The sequence below is a fragment of the uncultured Planktosalinus sp. genome (assembly GCF_963973675.1).
Taxonomy (GTDB): Bacteria; Bacteroidota; Bacteroidia; order Flavobacteriales; family Flavobacteriaceae; genus Planktosalinus.
In genome coordinates, this window is record NZ_CAXBAN010000004.1 from 1 (window position 1) to 19,173 (window position 19,173).

Here is a 19,173-nt window from a genome sequence, read left to right on the forward strand (position 1 = left end):
ACTTACCAGAAAATCCTTGCCGAAGCCATTGAAGAACTCAAAGAAAAAGAGTTTAAAGACCTTTACAAAGATGAAAAAGATAAAAAATACATCAAGGAAACTGTCATTGATACCGATTTCGAAATTCTGTTCCCCGATGATTATGTAAATAATATTACCGAAAGACTCAATCTTTACAACAAGCTTTCCGATTTAAAAACCGAAGAAGCCTTACAGCAATTTGAAAAGGAGCTCGAAGACCGTTTTGGTGAACTTCCGGTTCAGGTGATAGACTTATTGAACAGCGTTCGGATAAAATGGATTGCCATACAAATGGGCTTGGAACGTGTGGTGATGAAGCAGGGCAAGTTTGTAGGTTACTTTATTGCAGACCAGCAATCCGGGTTTTATCAGAGTGAGGCGTTTCAAAAGGTATTGCAATTTGTGCAGTCACAATCCGGTCTTGTAAAAATCAAGGAAAAACAAACCCGTACAGGATTGCGGTTGTTGTTGAGTTTTGAGCATGTAAAATCGGTGAAGCAGGCGTTGAAGGTGTTGGAGCGGTTTTAAAAATCAATTCCCCATTATTCTTTCCCAAAGTTCAGCCATTAACTTTTGAGCATCTTCACGGTTTTTTTCAGTTTCTTCGGCATAAATAACTCCTTCTTTTTCAATTAATTTATAGCTAAATGTAAACTCAGGATTTTCAGGATCATTATTCAACAACCCAAATCGCAAATCATTAAAAAAAAGGTTCTCCTCTTTTTTAGAGATTGTAAACCAACCCCCTTCTGCAATCTTTATGAGTCGTTTTATGTTTGGTTTATGAATCCAATCACCCAACAAATGATGGTTTTTTGGAAATGAATAAAAAGTTATTGGTTGTGTGTCAAACAGTGAATAGTCACCAATTAAAAAAGCATCACTGGTTTCCACATTGGCTGTCCATAATATTGCATTTAAAGGAGCCGGTTTGGTTTGAATTTGCCTATAGTAGATATTTTGTTCTTGTAGGGCATTTGTAAATTTTTGATAAGTAACACCTTTCAAAACCAATGTTATAATCAAATAACAACTACTGACAATTAACCCCAAACGATTGTACTTTTGTCGTTTTGGTGAACTTCTTTTCTGAAACATCGTCAAAACCAGAAAAAACAGAAAGGGAATTGTGTATAGGGGGTCAATCACAAAAATATTTTTAAAAGCTACCCGATATTCAAAGGGCCAGAAAAATTGGGTTCCCCAAGTAGTAAAGCCATCTAAAACAGGGTGTGTAATCAAAGTCCAGAAAAACAGCCAACTCCAGCCTTTCCATCCCACTCCAGATTTTTTTTCAATCTTGGAAACCAACCACCCCAAAATGGGTGCAAACAACACAGAAAAGAAAATGGAATGGGTAAATCCTCGATGAATCTCAATCGCTGTAATGGTATCTGTAAAAAGGTTTGCAAGCACATCCAAATCTGGTATTGTGCCGGCTATAGCACCGTAAAGCATCGCTTTATTGCCCACTTTTTTGCCCAAAACCGCTTCTCCTACAGTAGCCCCTAAAACGATTTGTGTTAATGAATCCATTTGTTGGTGATGGTTAATGCCTATTTGTTAATGGTTAAGTTTGTATTCAAAATCACCTCTCAAAACTTCTTTACGGAGCCGGATTGGGTATTTCTTCGTGAATTTTATTGATTTCCTTTAAAATTTCTTTTGAAAGCAGCACATCTTTGCTTGCAATGTTTTCTTTTAATTGTTCTACTGAAGTTGCCCCGAGAATTGTGCTGGTCACAAAAGGTTGCTGTCTTACAAATGCCAAAGCCATATGGGTTAATGAGATTCCGTTTTGTTTTGCAAGTTCGTTGTATTTTCGGGTTGCAATAAAACTATTGGTTTTGTGATAGCGGTTGTAATTGGGAAAAAGCGTCACCCTGGTATTTGACGGAGTATCCTCCAAATATTTTCCGGTGAGTTGTCCAAAGCCCAAAGGTGAATAAGCCAGATAGCCTATGTTCTCACGAAGCAAGACTTCAGTCATCCCGATTTCATCTTTTCGGTTTAACAAGCTGAAGGGATTTTGAATGCTTGCGATTTTGCGTTTTCCCTTTCGGGCTTCTTCAACATAGCGCATCACCCCAAACGGACTTTCGTTTGAAACACCTATATGACGTATTTTACCTTCCTTGACAAAATGCTCGAGGTTATGGAGAACTTCGGCGATGTTGTCTTGCCAGTTTTCATTTTCCCGGTGGCTGTAATTCCGTTGTCCAAAATAGTTTGTATTACGTTCAGGCCAATGTAACTGGTAAAGGTCTATATAATCAGTTTGGAGACGTTTTAAGCTTTTAGTGACGGCATCGTTGAGCGAGGCTTTTGAAAAATCGAGGGGTGATCTGATATGGTCAAACTTACGGTTGGGTCCGGCAACCTTAGTGCCTATAATTACTTTATCCCTGTTGCCGGTTTTTGCTAACCAGTTTCCGATAATAGTTTCTGTATTTCCCTGTGTCTCTTTTCGACCCGGAATGGAATACATTTCGGCTGTGTCAATAAAATTCACCCCCTTATTGATTGCAAAATTAAGTTGTTCAAATGCTTCATCTTGTGTGTTTTGCTGACCCCAGGTCATGCTGCCCAGACAAAGCTCACTAACTTTCAAATCTGTGTTGGGGATTATTTTGTATATCATAATAAATTCCCGTCCCGATAGCTATCGAAAGGAACCTCTTTAAGTTAATCTTAGTTCAAATGTAATATTCAATAATTTTTTCATAACAAAACTAATAAAGATTGGCAATAAATTTACGAAGCTTATGACTTCATTAACAGGTTGAAAAAACTTAATCTAACCGGCTATAAATCATTTAACAACTTACTGATTTCATCCAACTTTGGTGTTAAAATCACTTCGATCCTTCGATTTTTAGCTCTTCCCTCAGCTAAAGTATTTGAAGCAATGGGAGTAAATTCTCCTCTTCCGGCGGCTGTAAGGTTCTCTTTTAAAATAGTCGGGTTTTCGGTGAGTATGGTCACTATGGCTGTAGCCCTTTTGGTTGAAAGATCCCAATTGTCTTTTAGAGGACCGTTACCGCCGTAAGGAACGTTATCAGTATGGCCCTCAATCAACACAGCAATTTCAGGATTTTGAGCCAGAACTTTCCCCAACTGGACAACCGCTTCACGCCCATTGGTGTTTACAGCCCAGCTTCCACTTTCAAAAAGGAGTTTGTTCTCCATAGAAACATACACCTTCCCATCGCGCTGCTCAACGGTAAGACCTTTACCTTCAAAATTTGTTAAGGCTGCAGAAATGGCATTTTTTAAATTATTCATTTGAGCTTCTTTGGCCGCAATGATACCTTCTAACTCATCTACACGCCTGGAACGTGCATTTAAATCGCTTTGCATTTGCTCAAGGCGGGTTTGTTCGGCTGCCAGTGCTTGTTCTTTTTCTTCAAGTTGGCTGAGTAATGTGCGATTTAATTCGAGGTTTGATGTTAAGTTTTCAGAGCTGTTGGCTTCCAAGGCATCATAGGAGTCCTGCAGTCGTTTGAGGTTGTTTTGAGTAGCAGCATAGTCAAGTGCCAAACGGTCTCTTTCAGCTTTTAACTTTTCAAAATCACTTTGAAGATTTTGTAAAGCATATCGGTCTGCATTTCCTTTATTGTTGTTAAGTTGAGCCATTAGCTCTTTGTTTTCAGTTTTAAGCGCATCATAATCAGCTTTTAAGTCTTCAAACACTTTTGAAGATACGCATGAGCTTAATGATAATACAACAGCTGCGAAGGTGAAGATTAATTTGTTCATAGTTTATTTGATTTCAATTTGTTCGCCCAAAAAATGTGGTTGTTTACTAATTAATAAGTCTGAAAAAACCTTAACACGTGCAAAATATTCTCTTAATTTAACTTTGAATCCAGTCCGCAAATTAACATCTTTTGCATTGTAACCTATTGCTTTAACTCCTCTTTTTTCTGCTATATAAACTGCCCTTTCATTGTGAAATTGTTGTGAAACAACTGTGATGCTTTCCTGACCAAATATTTCTTTGGCCCTTACCATTGAATCTAGGGTTCTAAAACCCGCATAATCAAGATAGATTTTATTTTCTGGGATACCTTTTTTTACTAAATCGTTTTTAATAGTTTGAGGCTCATTATAACTTTGATGTTTGTTATCACCGCTAATAAGTATAAAATCAATTTTTCCTGAATGGAATAATTCTATAACAGCGTCAATCCTGTATTGATAATATAAGTTTATTGTTCCGCCTTTTTGATACTTGGATGTTCCCAATACAATCCCTACTTTATTTTTTGGAATTAAAGCAGAATCATCAAAAGTTTTATCTTTAGAATAGGCTGATATTATGACATCTGAGACAAGTAAAACTGCAACCAAAGCTAAAATAGCCAAAGAAATGGCATAGCTCATTTTGTTAAAAGAAGGTGTTCGCTTCATGATTACCTCTTAATTTCCAGCAGCAGCGGACAGTGGTCGCTGTGTCTGGCTTCAGGTAATATAACGGCGCGTTTTAGCTTTTCTTGTAGGGGTTGGGTGACCATATGGTAATCGATGCGCCACCCTTTGTTATTGTTGCGGGCGTTGGCACGGTAACTCCACCAAGTGTAATTGTGTGGATTCTGATTAAATTCCCGAAAAGAATCTACAAAACCACTATCAATAAATCGACCCAGCCACTCACGCTCCTCAGGTAAAAAGCCCGAAACTTTAGCATTTCTGATGGGGTCGTGAATGTCTATGGGTTTGTGACAAATGTTGTAATCTCCGGAAACAATCAGGTTAGGAATTTCTTTTCTAAGGTCTTTGGAGTATTCCAAAAAGTCATCCATATAATTGAACTTAAAGCCCAAACGTGCATCATTGGTCCCACTGGGAAGATACATGCTCATCACAGAAATGTCATCAAAATCAGCCCTGATATTTCTTCCTTCAAAATCCATATAGTCTATTCCGGTGCCATACTCAATATGGTTGGGTTTTCTTTTTGACAAAATTGCCACTCCGCTATATCCTTTTTTTTCTGCAGAAAACCAATAATTGTACTCATAGCCTGCATCTTCAAACATAGCAAGTTCCAACTGGTTTTTTTGTGCCTTTGTTTCCTGAAGACACACTACATCAGGATTTGCCTGCTTCAACCATTCAAAAAAACCTTTGTTGATTGCTGCTCTAATTCCATTGACATTGTAGGATACGATTTTCATGAGTTTAATTTCAGTTTTTTATAGGCTTCTTAATTTTAAAACCCTTAAAATTACACTGTGCTAAAATAAATAAAGTCAGGGACTTTCCCTGAAACATATAAATAAAGATTTCTATACATTTATCATTAAAATAAATAGCCATGCTTTCAGTTTAAGTTATTGATGAAATTCCGAGTTTTAACCGTATTTTTATTTTTGGGTTTTTTTTGCATATCGCAGGAAGAGTCTCTTAATTACCGCAATGTAAAGGTTGCTGTAAAAGATTCCATTGTCCTTGACTCGGTAAGCATCAACCCCGCTCGTTTTTCTTTGCTGGATAAAGACAATAACATTGTTGACTCTACAAAATATCAGGTGAATTTTGAAACTGCCGTGATGTATTTGTCTGAAGAGCTTCAGCGCTCCCAAGATTCTCTCCAAGTTTACTATTTAAACTACCCCGGATTTTTAACCAAAAAATATTCTTTACTGGACACATCAATTATTTCAGAAAAGACGGGTGCAATGGATCGTTTGTACTCATTGCAGCAATCAAATCGCTCAAATACATTTGTGCCCTTTGAAGGATTGAATTCAAATGGTAGTATTTCAAGGGGTATTACTATTGGCAACAATCAAAATGCGGTAGTAAATTCTGAACTGGATTTACAAATCACTGGAAAATTGAGTGACCGGGTCGGCATTAGAGCTTCTATTCAAGATGCAAACATTCCGGTTCAGGAAGGTGGCTATTCTCAAAGTTTAAATGAATTTGATCAGATATTTATTGAACTTTTCAGTGATAAATGGACCATCAGAGCTGGTGATATTGATTTGGAAAATCAGACCAGTTATTTTGCCCGATTTCAAAAAAAAATTCAAGGCTTATCAGTTACAGGAGCCCTAGAGGGAAATGAGTCTGAAACCACAATGTTCCTCTCGGGCGGGGTGGTTAGAGGAATTTTTGCCAGAAGCCGTTTTGAGGGTCAGGAAGGAAACCAGGGACCTTATAAGTTATCAGGTCCAAATGGCGAGTTATTTATATTAATCATTTCAGGAAGTGAACGTGTTTATGTAAACGGACTATTACTTGAGCGCGGTGAAAATGCAGACTATGTAATTGATTACAATGCCGGGGAAGTAAGGTTTAACAATACGTTTCCGGTTACTTCAGAAATGCGCATTGTGGTTGAATACCAATACTCTGATCGAAATTACACCCGGTTTATTGGCTATGGTGGAGGAAATTACTCCTCAGAAAAACTGGATATAGGAGCCTATGGATATATTGAAAGTGATTTGAAAAACCAGCCTTTACAACAAAATTTATCTGAAGAACAGGTGCAAATCCTTCAAAATGCTGGAGATGACCCTGAAGAAATGGTTGCACCCTCCGCAGTACCTGAATCTTATTCTGACAATAAAATTTTATATAAAAAAGACTTGTTTGAGGGTCAGGAAATCTTTGTATTTTCTAACAATCCTGATGATGAATTATTTCGTGTAAGGTTTACTCTTGTTGGTGAGAATCAGGGTAACTACATAGTTTCTGACAATTCAGCAATTAGCAGGATTTTTGAATTTGTTCCACCTGTAAATGGGGTGCCTCAAGGAAACTATAAGCCTGTCATTCAGCTTTTTGCTCCCACCCAATTGCAAGTGGGTGGAGTGCAGGGAAGCTATAGACCGAGCGAAAAAACAAGTGTTGGATTTGAACTTGCTGCTTCTAAACAAGACTTAAATTTATTTTCAAACATTGACAATGAAGACAACAATGGTTTTGCATTAAAATTTCAAGCAAAGCAAAAAATATATGGTCAGGAAGAAGGTCTTCAAGTAAACGGCTATTTAAACGCCGATTATATTGACCAAAACTTCAATACCATTGAACGCCTGTATGACGTTGAATTTAATCGTGATTGGAGTCTTGAAAACCCTGAAGGCAGTCAAAGTTTGATTATTACTGGTCTGCAGATAGCTGACGCCAACCTTGGAAAAGCAACTTATGAGTTTCAAAAACTGGATTATTCAGAGAATTTTGACGGAAGTCGTCACGTGCTAAATGCTTCTGGAAGTCTGGGAAAACTAAAAACAAATATTTATGGAAGCTTATTAAACAACTCAGGAGAAAACCAAAAATCTAACTTCCTACGTATCAATGCAAATGCTGTTTATGACTTTAACAAGGTATGGGTGGGTGCTAAATTCGCTAAAGAAGACAACAATCAACGAATATTGGCTCAAGACAGCCTTACCCCTGTAAGTCAAAAGTTTTATGCCTATGAAAGCTATTTAGGTATAGGCGACAGCACCTCTGTGTTTGTTGAAATAGGGTATAGAAAACGGGTCAATGACAGTGTCAGGCAAAATGAATTACAACAGGTAAGCCAATCCAACACGTATTATTTAAAATCACAACTCGTTCAATCTGAAACCACTCAACTGTCGGTTTTTGCAAATTACAGACAATTGAAAGATGATTTTGGTGAAAGGGAATTGTTGGATCAATCGCTCACCAGCCGAATTTTGTTGAATCAGCGTTTATGGAATGGTGCCTTGCAATGGAATTCTACCTTTGAAACCAATAGTGGTGTTCTTCCTCAACAAGAATTTACTTTCGTGGAAGTTGAGCCAGGTCAGGGAACACATGTATGGAATGACTATAATGAAAATGGAATTCAGGATCTGGAGGAATTTGAAATAGCACAATTTCCTGATGAAGCAATATTCGTGAGGGTTTTACTCCCCAATCAGGTATTTGTGAAAATTTACCAGAACAAGTTTGGACAAGTTTTAACCATAAATCCCGGTAATTTTTTCAAGGACAAATCAACAAAAAAGTTGTTTTCAAAATTCTACAATCAAACCTCCTACCTGATAGACAGAAAAACCCTTCGTCAAGGAAATAAACTGGACTTTAACCCATTTAGTGGAAATGAAGAAACCCAGTTGGGACTAGCTTTAAATTTTAGAAATATATTGTTTTTCAACCGTGGTAAACAACACTTCACAACAAGTTATACCTATACAAATTCAAAGGCTGATAATTTGCTTTCAGTAGGATTGCAAAAAAATGCATTGGAAAGTCATCAATTAAATTTTAGTCACAAATTTGAAGAAAACTGGTTGGCAAACCTCAAATCACAGTTTAGTGAAAACTACACTTCTTCAGAAAATTTTAACCAGCGAAACTTTACCATTGAAAGTTATGAACTGGCGCCTAAAATTTCTTATTTGTTTTCAGAAAATGCTCAATTTTCTTTACTCTATCAGTTTTCAAACAAGGAAAACCTTATCGGTGAACGCGAAGTTTTAAAACAACAAAAAATAGGTGCAGAGTTTACTTATAACCAATCTGAAAATTATTCAATCAATGGTACTTTCAATTATATTTCTAATGAATTTTCCGGAAGTGCTTTTTCACCTGTCGCTTTTCAAATGCTGGAAGGTTTGCAACCTGATAAAAACTTTACCTGGAACTTGCTTTTTCAAAAAAGCATCACCAAATACCTTGACGCCAACCTTTCTTATTTCGGGAGAAAAAGTGAAACATCAAACACCATCCACACAGGTACTGTTCAATTGAAGGCCTATTTTTAGGAATAAAAAAAGGCCTCAAAAAATTGAGGCCTTTTAATTAACTGTATGATTTTAAAAGTTATTTTAAAATCAACTTTTTAGTAATTGTACTATTACTAACTTCATCTGTTAATTTTACAAAATATAAGCCGGTAGCGTTGTTTGTTAAATCAAATGTAAAGATGCTGTTTTCATTGTCTCCTTTTGTGATTACTTGTCCTAAGACGTTAAACACTTCAAAATTTAATTTACTTCCTGAAGTATTTGTAATATTTACAATACCTTCAGAAGGATTTGGATATAAAGAAACTTGTGTTGAAAGCTGGTTCCCTGAAGTACTTAAAACACTAAAGTTGCTGAAAGTAACCGATTCTGAAGATTCAAACTCACCTCCTTCAATAATGATTGTTCCATCTTCAGTTTCAAGAGAGTAACTACCATTTCCAAAACCACAGCAAATACCATCTCCAAATTCATCAATGATTGTAAAAGTATAACAATCGTCTGATGATAGAATAAAGGTTTCTTCTATGGTTTGCCCATCTTGACCTGGATAGGGACCCCCGGAATACAAGGTTGTCCCTGCAGAATTTACAAACTCCCAAGAAGTTTCTTCTGGATAATCATCGAGTACAATTGTTAAATTAACTTCTGGTGTTATAAACTCATCTGGTGCTTCAAAGCTCACATTGGACACATTGTTACCAGGAAATTCATCGGGTTGTCCATTAGGATTTTCAAGCATTGCAGTAAAGGTCCCATTTTCATTGATGGCAATTGCATCTAGTATAATTTCTTCTTGCTCTCCGTTTTCTAAACTTCCAGTCCACTCAATTTGCGTTAGACTAGTTCCCTCTAGTCCATATTCAATGTCAGCTGAAACCAAGGTTTCAGAACCTAAGTTTCTAACAATAATAACAGGCTCAATTACATTGTCACATAATAAAGCTCCTACATTACTAACTGAGATTCCTGCATTATAGGCAAGTACTTCAAATGGTGGGTTTGCATCAATTGTAACTAGTCCTGTTGCATCAGGGTCGAGCCAATCTTCAAGACGGGTTTCAGCTGTTGCTCCATCTGCCCAGGATCTTCCAAAACGGCCATATTCATCCCATTGGTTATTATCATTTGTTCCAGCACAGGCTGCAGCCCCTCTCCAGAGTTGTCCAACAATTTTTCCTTGAGGGTCAAAGAGTGGTGATCCGGAAGAACCCCCCTCAGTAACGCCTAAATCCCAGTCAAAAACCCGCCAAACAGGTTCATTTCCATTTTGTGTAAGTTGACCGGGTGCATTGTCATCAACACAAACTTTCATAATATCACCGGATGGATGGTGTATTCCCCAGGTTTTTGCAGGAATATCATCACTTCTATCCCAACCGTTCCAAACAACATCCCAGCCACCGGGAATTGGGTTATTGATTTCAACTAAACAGAAATCTGATGGTCCAATTCTAGATCTTAAGGTAGCACCGCTCATTGTTTGTGTTGTTGGACCGTTCGTGCTGTTTTGAGTTGATGCACAAATGGGGTCTGGGCTTATCCAGTTAAATCTGAATGCCCAAGTAGCAGGGTTGCTATAACAATGGTTTGCTGTTAAAACATATGGTGTTCCATCATTGGATGTGTTATTGATTAATGATGCTGAACAAAATCCACTGGATCCTGACAACAGCATGACTACCCCTTTTTTATTGTGGTTTTTAAGGTCTTCAAATTCACCAATAGGACAATCAACATCATGATTACAATCGCCTGAGTCATTCAACCCTTTTTCAACAGCAAAATTGCTTTGTGACCTATAGCCATGAACAACTTTTCCAATTTGAAGGATTCCCTGATCTTTTACTTTTGCAGGTTCATAATACTCAATCCAGACATCTTCACCGTCTACAAGCCAAGTTCCTAATGTTCTTTCGCTATTATTTTGGTTGTGATCATAGGCACCTAATAAATCTGATTTGTCATTATTATATAAGTAAATTTTTCCACCTCTTGGCATGTAAAAATCTTCAAATAGAAAATTCATAGTAATTGCGCCTTCTGACTGATATCTGATTCGCCAGATACGATCTCCATTGTCAAGGGTTGTCCACTCCCCTGAATTTTCAAGAGTATGGTTCACAATAAATTCTTTTCCAAATCGCCAAGGTCTGTCGCCTTGCCCATCGTAAATAGCATCTTCTGCTTGCATCGCCTGAAGATCAAATTTTGGCATTTTAATGCTTTCTATGTTTTTAATATTGCTTAATTTCCAGCTTTCAGGGGTTCCTTCGTTGGTTATTTGTGCCGAAACGATAAATGTGCAACACAAAAACAAATACAATAGTGTTTTTTTCATTTTTTGTTTAATTAATTAAATTATTGTTAATTTTGATGCTAATTTTAAACATTTTTAATTTTAAATGCTTAATTTTCAACATTATAAAAATATGAATTATGACTTTAATAATAAAATCTTTCCTCTTTTTCTTCTTGATTCTTTTGATTTCTTGTAATAGCTCAAAAAAATCTTCAGAAACAGAAAGTTCAATAAATGAAACTAAGATGATAGAAAAAGGCTTTCAAAAAGCAGTTGTCATATTTTCTGAAAATGAAAAAGTTTGCCCTTTTACACTTTCTGTTGAAGGGGTTGATTATCTTTTAGATCCAATTAATTTAGAAAAAACTTTTAAAGTGAATCAAGAAAAAATATGGGTTAACTACAGGCCATTAAGAATGGCTAACAGATGTGACAAAGCTACTCCTGTAGAGATCATTGAAATTGAAAAACGACAATAAAAAAAGGCTGCCAAAAACTTGACAGCCCTAAAATAGTTGTAAACAGGTTGGTTATTTAACTATTATTCTTTTAACGCTTCCTATTTCTTTATTTCCTATTCTCACTAAGTAAACACCAGAAGCTGCATAAGACATGTCCAGTTCATATTTATACCCTGTGCCTTCTTCATTTTTAAGCACATTGCTAAATAGCTTTTGACCTAACATGTTATGTACAGTAATATTTAATCTGTCATAATCTGTAGTCGTTGGCAATAAAACATCAAAAAGTTTATCTCCTTTACTGATAATCAAGAGCTCTGTTCCATCAAGATTGTTATCACCAATGCTTAAATTTGGATCACCACACAATTGAAGTGTCCAGTTGATCAATGTACCTCCATCACCACCTGCATTATCAGTTATGACAAGTGTCCAGTCTCCAGCTGAGTTTATTCCGCTAAAGTCTGCTAAAGATCCATCTGGTCTAAAAGTTCCTGAATAAGGTGGTGTGCCACTTGCTATTGGGGTAGTAGCCTCATCATCAAATGTTGTGTTCGTTAGGTTATCTCCACTTCCACCATGTCTGTCAAACAAAACAACTTCAGTATTATCTGGACCAACAAGCTTTATATCCAAATCTCCAACCCAAGTGTGAGTTGCATTAATTGTAACATTAACATCGTTTACAATAAAGTCTTCCGTAAAAGTTACTATAGATGAATTAACAGCACCTGCATTTGGACCAATGGGTGTATTGGGAGAAATTGTTTCAGAACTACAGGATAGATTTACAACTGTTTTTGTTAAACTATCATTACTATTGTCTGAATCACTTCCTAAGAGAGTGGATGATTCAAATTCATAAGTGCCTGGGTTTGATATATCAGCTAATGCATTGAATGTATAGTTTATACTATTCCCAGGATTTACTGTTGTATTGACAGTTTCAACAACTGCTGTACCTCCATTAATAGAATAAGAAACATCAAAATTTGACGCACTTGCTGTTCCAAAGTTTTCAATAACAATAGTAACAGATTCATTTCCTAAACCTTCACCATTTTCAGGGCTTGTTATTTCTGAAACACCTATGTCATTTGCAAAAATATGAGTTACATTTTTAGTTGTACTATCATTTGATGAATCTTCATCTCCGGATAAATTGGCTGAAGCTACTATCTCATAAGTTTGTCCTTCATTTGATAAATCAAGTGTTGCAGAAAAGGTATAGTTAATAGAGTTTGAAGACTCCAATGGTCCGGCAACAACCTCATTAGCAATGACAGTTCCATCAAGTGTTAAACTAACGGGAATGTTTGTTTGGGTGTCTAAACCAAAGTTGAACAAAGTGATTTCAACTTCCTCATTGTTAGTAAGTGCCCCATCAACTGGAGTGTTAATTGCAACAACCCCTAAATCATCATTAAAATCGGGTGCTATTTTAAACCTTCCAACAACACCTTTTCTACCGCTATTAACATATTCGTTAATAAACCAAAATGTTTTATCATCATCTGGATCCACATCAATTTTGTTGTAATCACCATATCTTAAGCCTGGAATATTGGCGTTACCTGCTGCAATTAATTCTTCCGAAATTGTCATAGTTCCCAATGGGTCGTTTGCGAATCTTCCGGTGTAATAAGAGCTAACTCTAAAGTCTGTTGGGTTTGGTGTAGTAGGACCAGCCATTCCGGAATATCCCATCCCAATATTTCCAGAAGCATCCATCATTAAACTTGCATGCCATGCGTGTTTTCCGTCAGTTGAGATATGAGTACCCTCTTGATGTATTGTCCATGGGTCACCATCTGCATCTTGCCTTAACTCAAACCATCTTACACCGGCAAGTTCACCAGCTGTGGCGTCAGTATCAACAACAAAATTGAAAACAGCCGAATTGTGTGAGCCAAACTTTCTGAATTGAGCTTGGTTCATGATTGTTGCCTGAAGGGCATCAATGGCTATCCCCCCACTAGGCTGTGTTAAGTTTGAAAAGCTTCCTCCGTCAAAAACCGAAATAAAAGGTGTAGTGGTTAATTGAACAGGTGCACTCATCACTGAGTTTCCTGGTGTATCCCAATCAACTGTTAAACTCCAAAGTTTAATATGGTCTTCAGACACACCTGCCCAAGCATCATCTTGTAAATAGACAAAAGTTGCATTACCTGCTGAAGGCATATCATTATTAGTGACATTTAGTGCCTGAGGACTATAAAAACCACTCGTGACAATTCCTGGCAAATTGAATCCAATTATCTGAGCATTAGTATCTCCAGCTAGCATGGCATCCCTCTCAAGTGCCCATACTTTGTTATTGGATCCTGTATTATCAGTCATATAGTAACCATCACTCCATACTGAGAGTTTTTGATAGTCATTAATTTGTGGGATATTATAATTAAACCATCCGTCATTAACTGGATCTGGTCCTTCTGAAACAGCAATTTGAGCTCCGCCACCCAAAAAGCTAATTACCCATCTGTCTGCCGCACTATCATACGAAACAGTTAAGTCACAACAACCCCCATTTGGAAATATCGTGGGGTTTGGCGCAATTTGACCTGTAAGAGGATTCCCCTCCTTATCAAATATTCTAAACCCAGTATTAAAAGTCACAACCACATGGTCTGGCCCAACTGCAAGGTCTGGATCAGTAGGTTGAGATGCCGAAGAATACGCATCAAAAACTAGGTCAGGTTGTCTGCCGGGAATAGATTGCGTTAGTTGATGAGCATTTCTTACAAAGTAATCATCCTCAATCTGAGGGTCTTTTCCAATGAGAACTTTATGTGGAAAAGCTCTTCCATCTTCAATTTGCCCACCCACCTTTTCTCTAGAGGGTAAAAGATCCCCTTGTGATGCAATTGATGGAACATATTGCATAGTCATTGTTCCAATGTGCGAGGGGCCTGCTGGCTCGTTTTCTTGTGCTTGAATTGATATTGATAGTATCAAAAGCAGTGAAGCAAATAAATAATGTAATTTCATAAATTTTGGTTTTAATTTTACTTGATTGTAAATTTAACTTTTTTTTATGTTTTAAACATCTTTCATAAGTTAAAAGTATTTACCCTTTTTTACAATAATAAATACAGGCCGTTATTTTATAACGGCCTGTATTTATTATTGATTGAATTTATAAAGAAAATTATTTCACAATAATTCTTTTTACCAAGCCTTTTGAATCAGTTCCAACCCTTACCAGGTATACTCCGGAAGCCGCATAAGACATATTTAAGGTATAGCTATATGTTCCATTATTGTTGTCTAATAAATTATAAGCAATCACTTGACCACTTACATTATAAACCTCAATAAACACTTTATCCTCTATAATTTGATTTGAAGTTAAAATTGCTTCAAATTGGTTGTCTCCTTGGTTTAAAACAATCAAATCGGCATTTTCAAGTGGAATATCGTTAATGTTCAGTGTTTCATTTTCAACTTCTTTGGTTGTTTCATCATTGCCTGGGTCTTCATCTCCCGACAAGTCGGTTCCTGCAGTTATAGAATAAGTTTCCCCCGCTGTACTTAGGTCTGCAGTAGCTGTAAAAGTAAACTCAACATTTTCAAGTGGGTCTAGGGTTCCCGTAAATGTTTCTGTAACATTAGCACCACCGTCAACATTGAAATAAACATCAAAATTTGATTGAGCTTGGGTTCCAAAGTTTCTGATAGTTATAGTTACTTCCTCTTCATCAGTCAAAGGACCACTTACAGGTGTCACTATCTGAACAACCCCTAAATCATTATCAAAATTAGGAGCGATTTTAAAAGAACTAATGATGTTTCTTCTGTTATTGTTAAAAAACTCATTATTGTTGTAGAAGGTTAAACCGTCTAACGGGTCAATCACGGTATGTGAATAGTCGGCATAACGTGTATTTGTGTTGTTTGCAGTACTTAAGCCTATTTCAGTTTCTGCAATTGTCATGTCTCCAAGCGGATCATTTGCAAGTCTTCCGGTATATTTAATCGCAATTCTTTCCTGTTCGTCTCTTGTTCCAACTGTAGAATAAGCCATTCCTATATTTCCATCAACATCAATTGCCATACTTCCATTGAAAGCACTTTTTTCTCCAGGGGAAGTGTAAGTTCCTTCTTGGTGAATTGTCCAAGCCCCTCCTCCAACATCTTGACGTATTTCATACCAGCGTATTCCGGCTTGGTTTGTTCCGCTGGCATTAACTCTTACTACAAAATTAAATACAGCAGAATTATAAGTCGGAAATTTACGCAATTGTGCTTGATTCATTATAGTTGCTTGCATGGCGTCAATTGCAGGTCCACCTCCTGGCTGTGGCAAATTAGAAAAACTACCGCCATTGAAAACACCGTTAAATGGAGCGACAGGTAGCTGAACAGCAGACGAAATAGTTGAATTTGCAGGAACATTCCAATCAATATCAACAGTCCATAGTTTTACATGGTCTGAAGCTACTCCTGCCCAAGAATCATCTTGCTGATAAACTACTGTGGCTTCAGTCTCAGGAAGATCATCTCCTAACACACTTAAAACCTGAGGACTGTAAAACCCTGATGTTACAATACCTGGTAATGGGAATGATTGAAATTGAGCAGGTTCACCTAATAACATTTTTTCCCTTTCAACTACAAATAACCTATTTGAACTGCCAATATTTGCTGTTACATAATATCCATCATGCCAAATTGAAAACTTTGTATAATCAGGAAACTGTCCGGTATTAAATTGCCCTTGATATACAAACCATCCATCATTGATGGGGTCTGGTCCTTCAGATATAGCAACTTTAAACCCATTTGGACCTGCTCCTAAACCGCTAAATTCAGTAATCACAAATCTATCTGCTTCATGGTCGTATAGAAAGATAGGATCCCCTATTACTGTTCCACTGAAAATTGTGTTAAGAGATGCAGAGTTAGTAATTGGAGTCAAGTCTTTATTAAAAATTCTAAACCCAACATTCCAACCTGCTATTACGTGATTTGGACCTACAGTTATTGTAGGGTCAGTAGGTGTAAATGAAGGTCCATTGTTAGCATTAGGATTCACGTTAATTGGATCACGACCTGGGTATTTTAATGCATTTTCAACAGCTCTAACCAATGGGTCTCCCTGTCCTTCAGCAGGAAGTCCTTTTCCTGGAATAACATTGTTTACATGTTTGTGTTTGGGGTTTACTTCGGGCCCATCGATTTGCTCTCTGCCTTCACGACCGCTTAAACCCTCTATAAAAGTGCCATTCCGCATTTGTTCTGCAATACTGGGTACATATGTTGGGGAAGCATAAAAACCATAATCTGTGGCTTTATGTCTGGGCTCTTCTTGTGCGTTTGTAAAGCTTACAGTGCAAATCAAAAGAATTAAACTTAGGTAATTTTTAAGTTTCATAAGTGTTTGTTTAAGTTAAGTAATTACTGAGTTGAATAAATATGGGCCTAAAAATAGACATTATTTAAAGATTTATAAAAAAAATTTGCATTAAATCGCTAAGATAACAGCTTTTAAGTTCATCTTTATCAATGTTGCTCATTATTAAAATTTCATTTCTTAACCCATCATTTGAATCAATTCATAAAAGTGTATCAAATCAGGAATTAATAAAATAGAAGGGTTGAAAGAGTTTTAAATCACATTGGTTTAAAACCCAATGTTAAATAAGAATACTCTTATTCTACCATCTCTTTATAACCATTCTAAATAGCTAACTTTAACCCTTTGTTAGCTTGTAGATAAGTTACCATCATCGTATTTTTGTAAATCGTATTGCTAAATAACTTCAAATGAGCGGATCTTTAAAATCATCTATTGCAAAAAAAGTTGCAATGGCGTTGTCCGGCCTTTTTTTGGTCATCTTCCTTGCACAGCATTTCTTTATCAATGTAACTTCTGTTTTCAGCGAAGAAACTTTCAATGAGTTGTCACACTTTATGGGAACCAATCCTCTGGTTCAATATGTAGCGCAACCCATCTTGATTTTTGGAGTCTTATTCCACTTCATCATGGGTTTTATTCTAGAAATTAAAAACAGAAATGCGCGTTCCGTTTCATATGCTAAATACAACGGAAGTGCTAACTCCAGCTGGATGTCGCGCAATATGATTTATAGCGGAGGTTTTATTTTAATTTTCTTGGTAATTCACTTCATTGATTTTTGGGTACCCGAAATCAACATTAAATTTATTGAAGGCGATATGAGTGGTCTCGACGCCGCCGGAAACTACCGTTATTATGACCACGTTGTGCATGCTTTTGAACCGCTTTGGAGAACCGCCTTATACGTGCTAGGTTTTGTATTCCTTGCCTTGCACCTCTTACACGGTTTTCAATCCTCTTTTCAATCGATTGGGTTTAATAACAAGTATTCAAAAGCCTTAAAAGGGTTTACCACCGCTTATGCCATCATCATTCCTCTTGGATTTATTTTCATTGCGTTGTATCACCATTTAAATCAGTAATCGTCTTATGGCAACTTTAGATTCAAAAATACCCGAAGGGTCAATTTCCGAAAAATGGACCCATCATAAAAATAAAATCAATCTGGTAAATCCCGCCAACAAGCGTAACATTGATGTCATCGTTGTGGGAACCGGTCTTGCCGGAGGTTCTGCTGCAGCAACTTTAGCAGAGCTGGGTTATAACGTAAAGGCATTTTGCTTTCAGGACTCGCCCCGTCGTGCACACTCCATTGCCGCTCAAGGCGGAATCAATGCCGCAAAAAACTATCAGGGCGATGGCGACTCAACATACCGTCTTTTTTATGACACCGTAAAAGGAGGCGATTACCGCTCTCGCGAAGCAAACGTGTATCGTCTGGCCGAAGTTTCTGCTAATATTATTGACCAGTGTGTGGCGCAAGGGGTACCTTTTGCCCGTGAATATGGTGGTCTACTTGATAACCGTTCTTTTGGAGGTGTTTTGGTTTCCAGAACGTTTTATGCCAAAGGACAAACTGGTCAACAACTTTTACTGGGTGCTTATTCTGCGATGAACCGTCAAATAGGCCGTGGAAAAATAAAAATGTACAACCGCCACGAGATGCTCGATCTGGTAATCGTTGACGGAAAGGCCCGTGGAATCATCGCCAGAAACCTGATTACCGGCAAAATTGAAAGACATTCAGCACACGCAGTCGTGCTTGGAACCGGAGGCTATGGAAATGTATTTTACCTTTCCACCAATGCCATGGGAAGTAATGTAACTGCTGCTTGGAAAATACACAAGAAAGGTGCTTATTTTGCTAACCCTTGTTATACTCAAATTCATCCAACTTGTATCCCCGTTTCGGGAGACCATCAGTCAAAATTGACGTTGATGTCTGAGTCTTTAAGAAACGATGGTAGAATCTGGGTGCCTGCAAAACTGGAAGACGCGAAGGCCATCAGAGAAGGAAAATTAAAACCTACCGATTTAAAGGAAGAAGACAGAGATTACTATTTGGAAAGAAGATATCCGTCTTTCGGAAATTTGGTGCCACGTGATGTGGCTTCCAGAGCTGCCAAAGAGCGTTGTGATGCCGGTTTTGGTGTCAATAAAACCGGGGAGGCCGTGTATCTTGATTTCGCAGCAGCGATAGAACGCTACGGAAAAGAACAAGCCAGAGTCAAACATTTGGATGAAAATGATGCAAAACTGGTCAAGAAATTAGGAACTGAAGTGGTT

Annotated in this window: 13 protein-coding genes; 5 read left to right on the top strand and 8 right to left on the bottom strand. The window is 37.3% G+C overall.

Annotation, left to right across the window (positions count from 1 at the left end):
• Positions 1-549 (top strand): TRCF domain-containing protein (locus AACY61_RS00375; RefSeq protein ID WP_339609067.1); only part of this gene is annotated, 549 nt, incomplete at its 5' end.
• 3 nt (positions 550-552) lie between these two features.
• On the opposite strand, the gene AACY61_RS00380 is transcribed toward AACY61_RS00375, so the two are convergent.
• From AACY61_RS00380 to AACY61_RS00400, 5 genes are all read right to left on the bottom strand, one after another.
• A complete protein-coding gene (locus AACY61_RS00380) occupies positions 553-1,557 on the bottom strand; it encodes a metal-dependent hydrolase (protein WP_339609068.1) in 1,005 nt (334 codons plus the stop codon).
• A gap of 70 nt (positions 1,558-1,627) precedes the next feature.
• Positions 1,628-2,662: an aldo/keto reductase gene (locus tag AACY61_RS00385; RefSeq protein ID WP_339609070.1), complete on the bottom strand. Its 1,035-nt coding sequence runs from the start codon at positions 2,660-2,662 to the stop codon at positions 1,628-1,630.
• A 164-nt stretch (positions 2,663-2,826) separates the two neighbouring features.
• Positions 2,827-3,780, bottom strand: a complete 954-nt coding sequence (locus AACY61_RS00390; protein WP_339609072.1) for an OmpA family protein — start codon at positions 3,778-3,780, stop codon at positions 2,827-2,829.
• A gap of 3 nt (positions 3,781-3,783) precedes the next feature.
• Complete coding sequence (locus tag AACY61_RS00395) at positions 3,784-4,407, bottom strand: ElyC/SanA/YdcF family protein (protein WP_339609074.1); 624 nt, start codon at positions 4,405-4,407, stop codon at positions 3,784-3,786.
• Positions 4,408-4,436: 29 nt separating this feature from the next.
• Complete coding sequence (locus AACY61_RS00400) at positions 4,437-5,201, bottom strand: exodeoxyribonuclease III (RefSeq protein ID WP_339609076.1); 765 nt, start codon at positions 5,199-5,201, stop codon at positions 4,437-4,439.
• A gap of 195 nt (positions 5,202-5,396) precedes the next feature.
• Between AACY61_RS00400 and AACY61_RS00405 the strand changes: the two genes are divergently transcribed.
• Positions 5,397-8,780 (top strand): hypothetical protein, encoded by a 3,384-nt coding sequence (locus AACY61_RS00405; protein WP_339609078.1) that lies wholly within the window; start codon positions 5,397-5,399, stop codon positions 8,778-8,780.
• A 58-nt stretch (positions 8,781-8,838) separates the two neighbouring features.
• Here the strand turns inward: AACY61_RS00405 and AACY61_RS00410 are convergent, their stop codons facing one another.
• A complete protein-coding gene (locus AACY61_RS00410) occupies positions 8,839-11,103 on the bottom strand; it encodes a T9SS type A sorting domain-containing protein (protein ID WP_339609080.1) in 2,265 nt (754 codons plus the stop codon).
• 98 nt (positions 11,104-11,201) lie between these two features.
• Between AACY61_RS00410 and AACY61_RS00415 the strand changes: the two genes are divergently transcribed.
• The gene (locus tag AACY61_RS00415; RefSeq protein ID WP_339609082.1) at positions 11,202-11,543 is read left to right on the top strand and encodes a hypothetical protein; all 342 of its coding nucleotides are present in this window, start codon (positions 11,202-11,204) and stop codon (positions 11,541-11,543) included.
• Between the two features lie 51 nt (positions 11,544-11,594).
• On the opposite strand, the gene AACY61_RS00420 is transcribed toward AACY61_RS00415, so the two are convergent.
• Both AACY61_RS00420 and AACY61_RS00425 read right to left on the bottom strand, forming a co-directional pair.
• Entirely contained in the window at positions 11,595-14,516 is a 2,922-nt protein-coding gene (locus tag AACY61_RS00420; RefSeq protein ID WP_339609084.1) for a proprotein convertase P-domain-containing protein, read from the bottom strand.
• Positions 14,517-14,676: 160 nt separating this feature from the next.
• Positions 14,677-16,902: a T9SS type A sorting domain-containing protein gene (locus AACY61_RS00425; protein ID WP_339609086.1), complete on the bottom strand. Its 2,226-nt coding sequence runs from the start codon at positions 16,900-16,902 to the stop codon at positions 14,677-14,679.
• 392 nt (positions 16,903-17,294) lie between these two features.
• On the opposite strand from AACY61_RS00425, the gene AACY61_RS00430 reads away from it, so the two are divergent.
• Complete coding sequence (locus AACY61_RS00430) at positions 17,295-17,969, top strand: succinate dehydrogenase cytochrome b subunit (protein ID WP_339609088.1); 675 nt, start codon at positions 17,295-17,297, stop codon at positions 17,967-17,969.
• Positions 17,970-17,976: 7 nt separating this feature from the next.
• Positions 17,977-19,173: succinate dehydrogenase (quinone) flavoprotein subunit (sdhA, locus tag AACY61_RS00435; RefSeq protein ID WP_339609090.1), on the top strand; the 1,197-nt coding region annotated here is incomplete at its 3' end.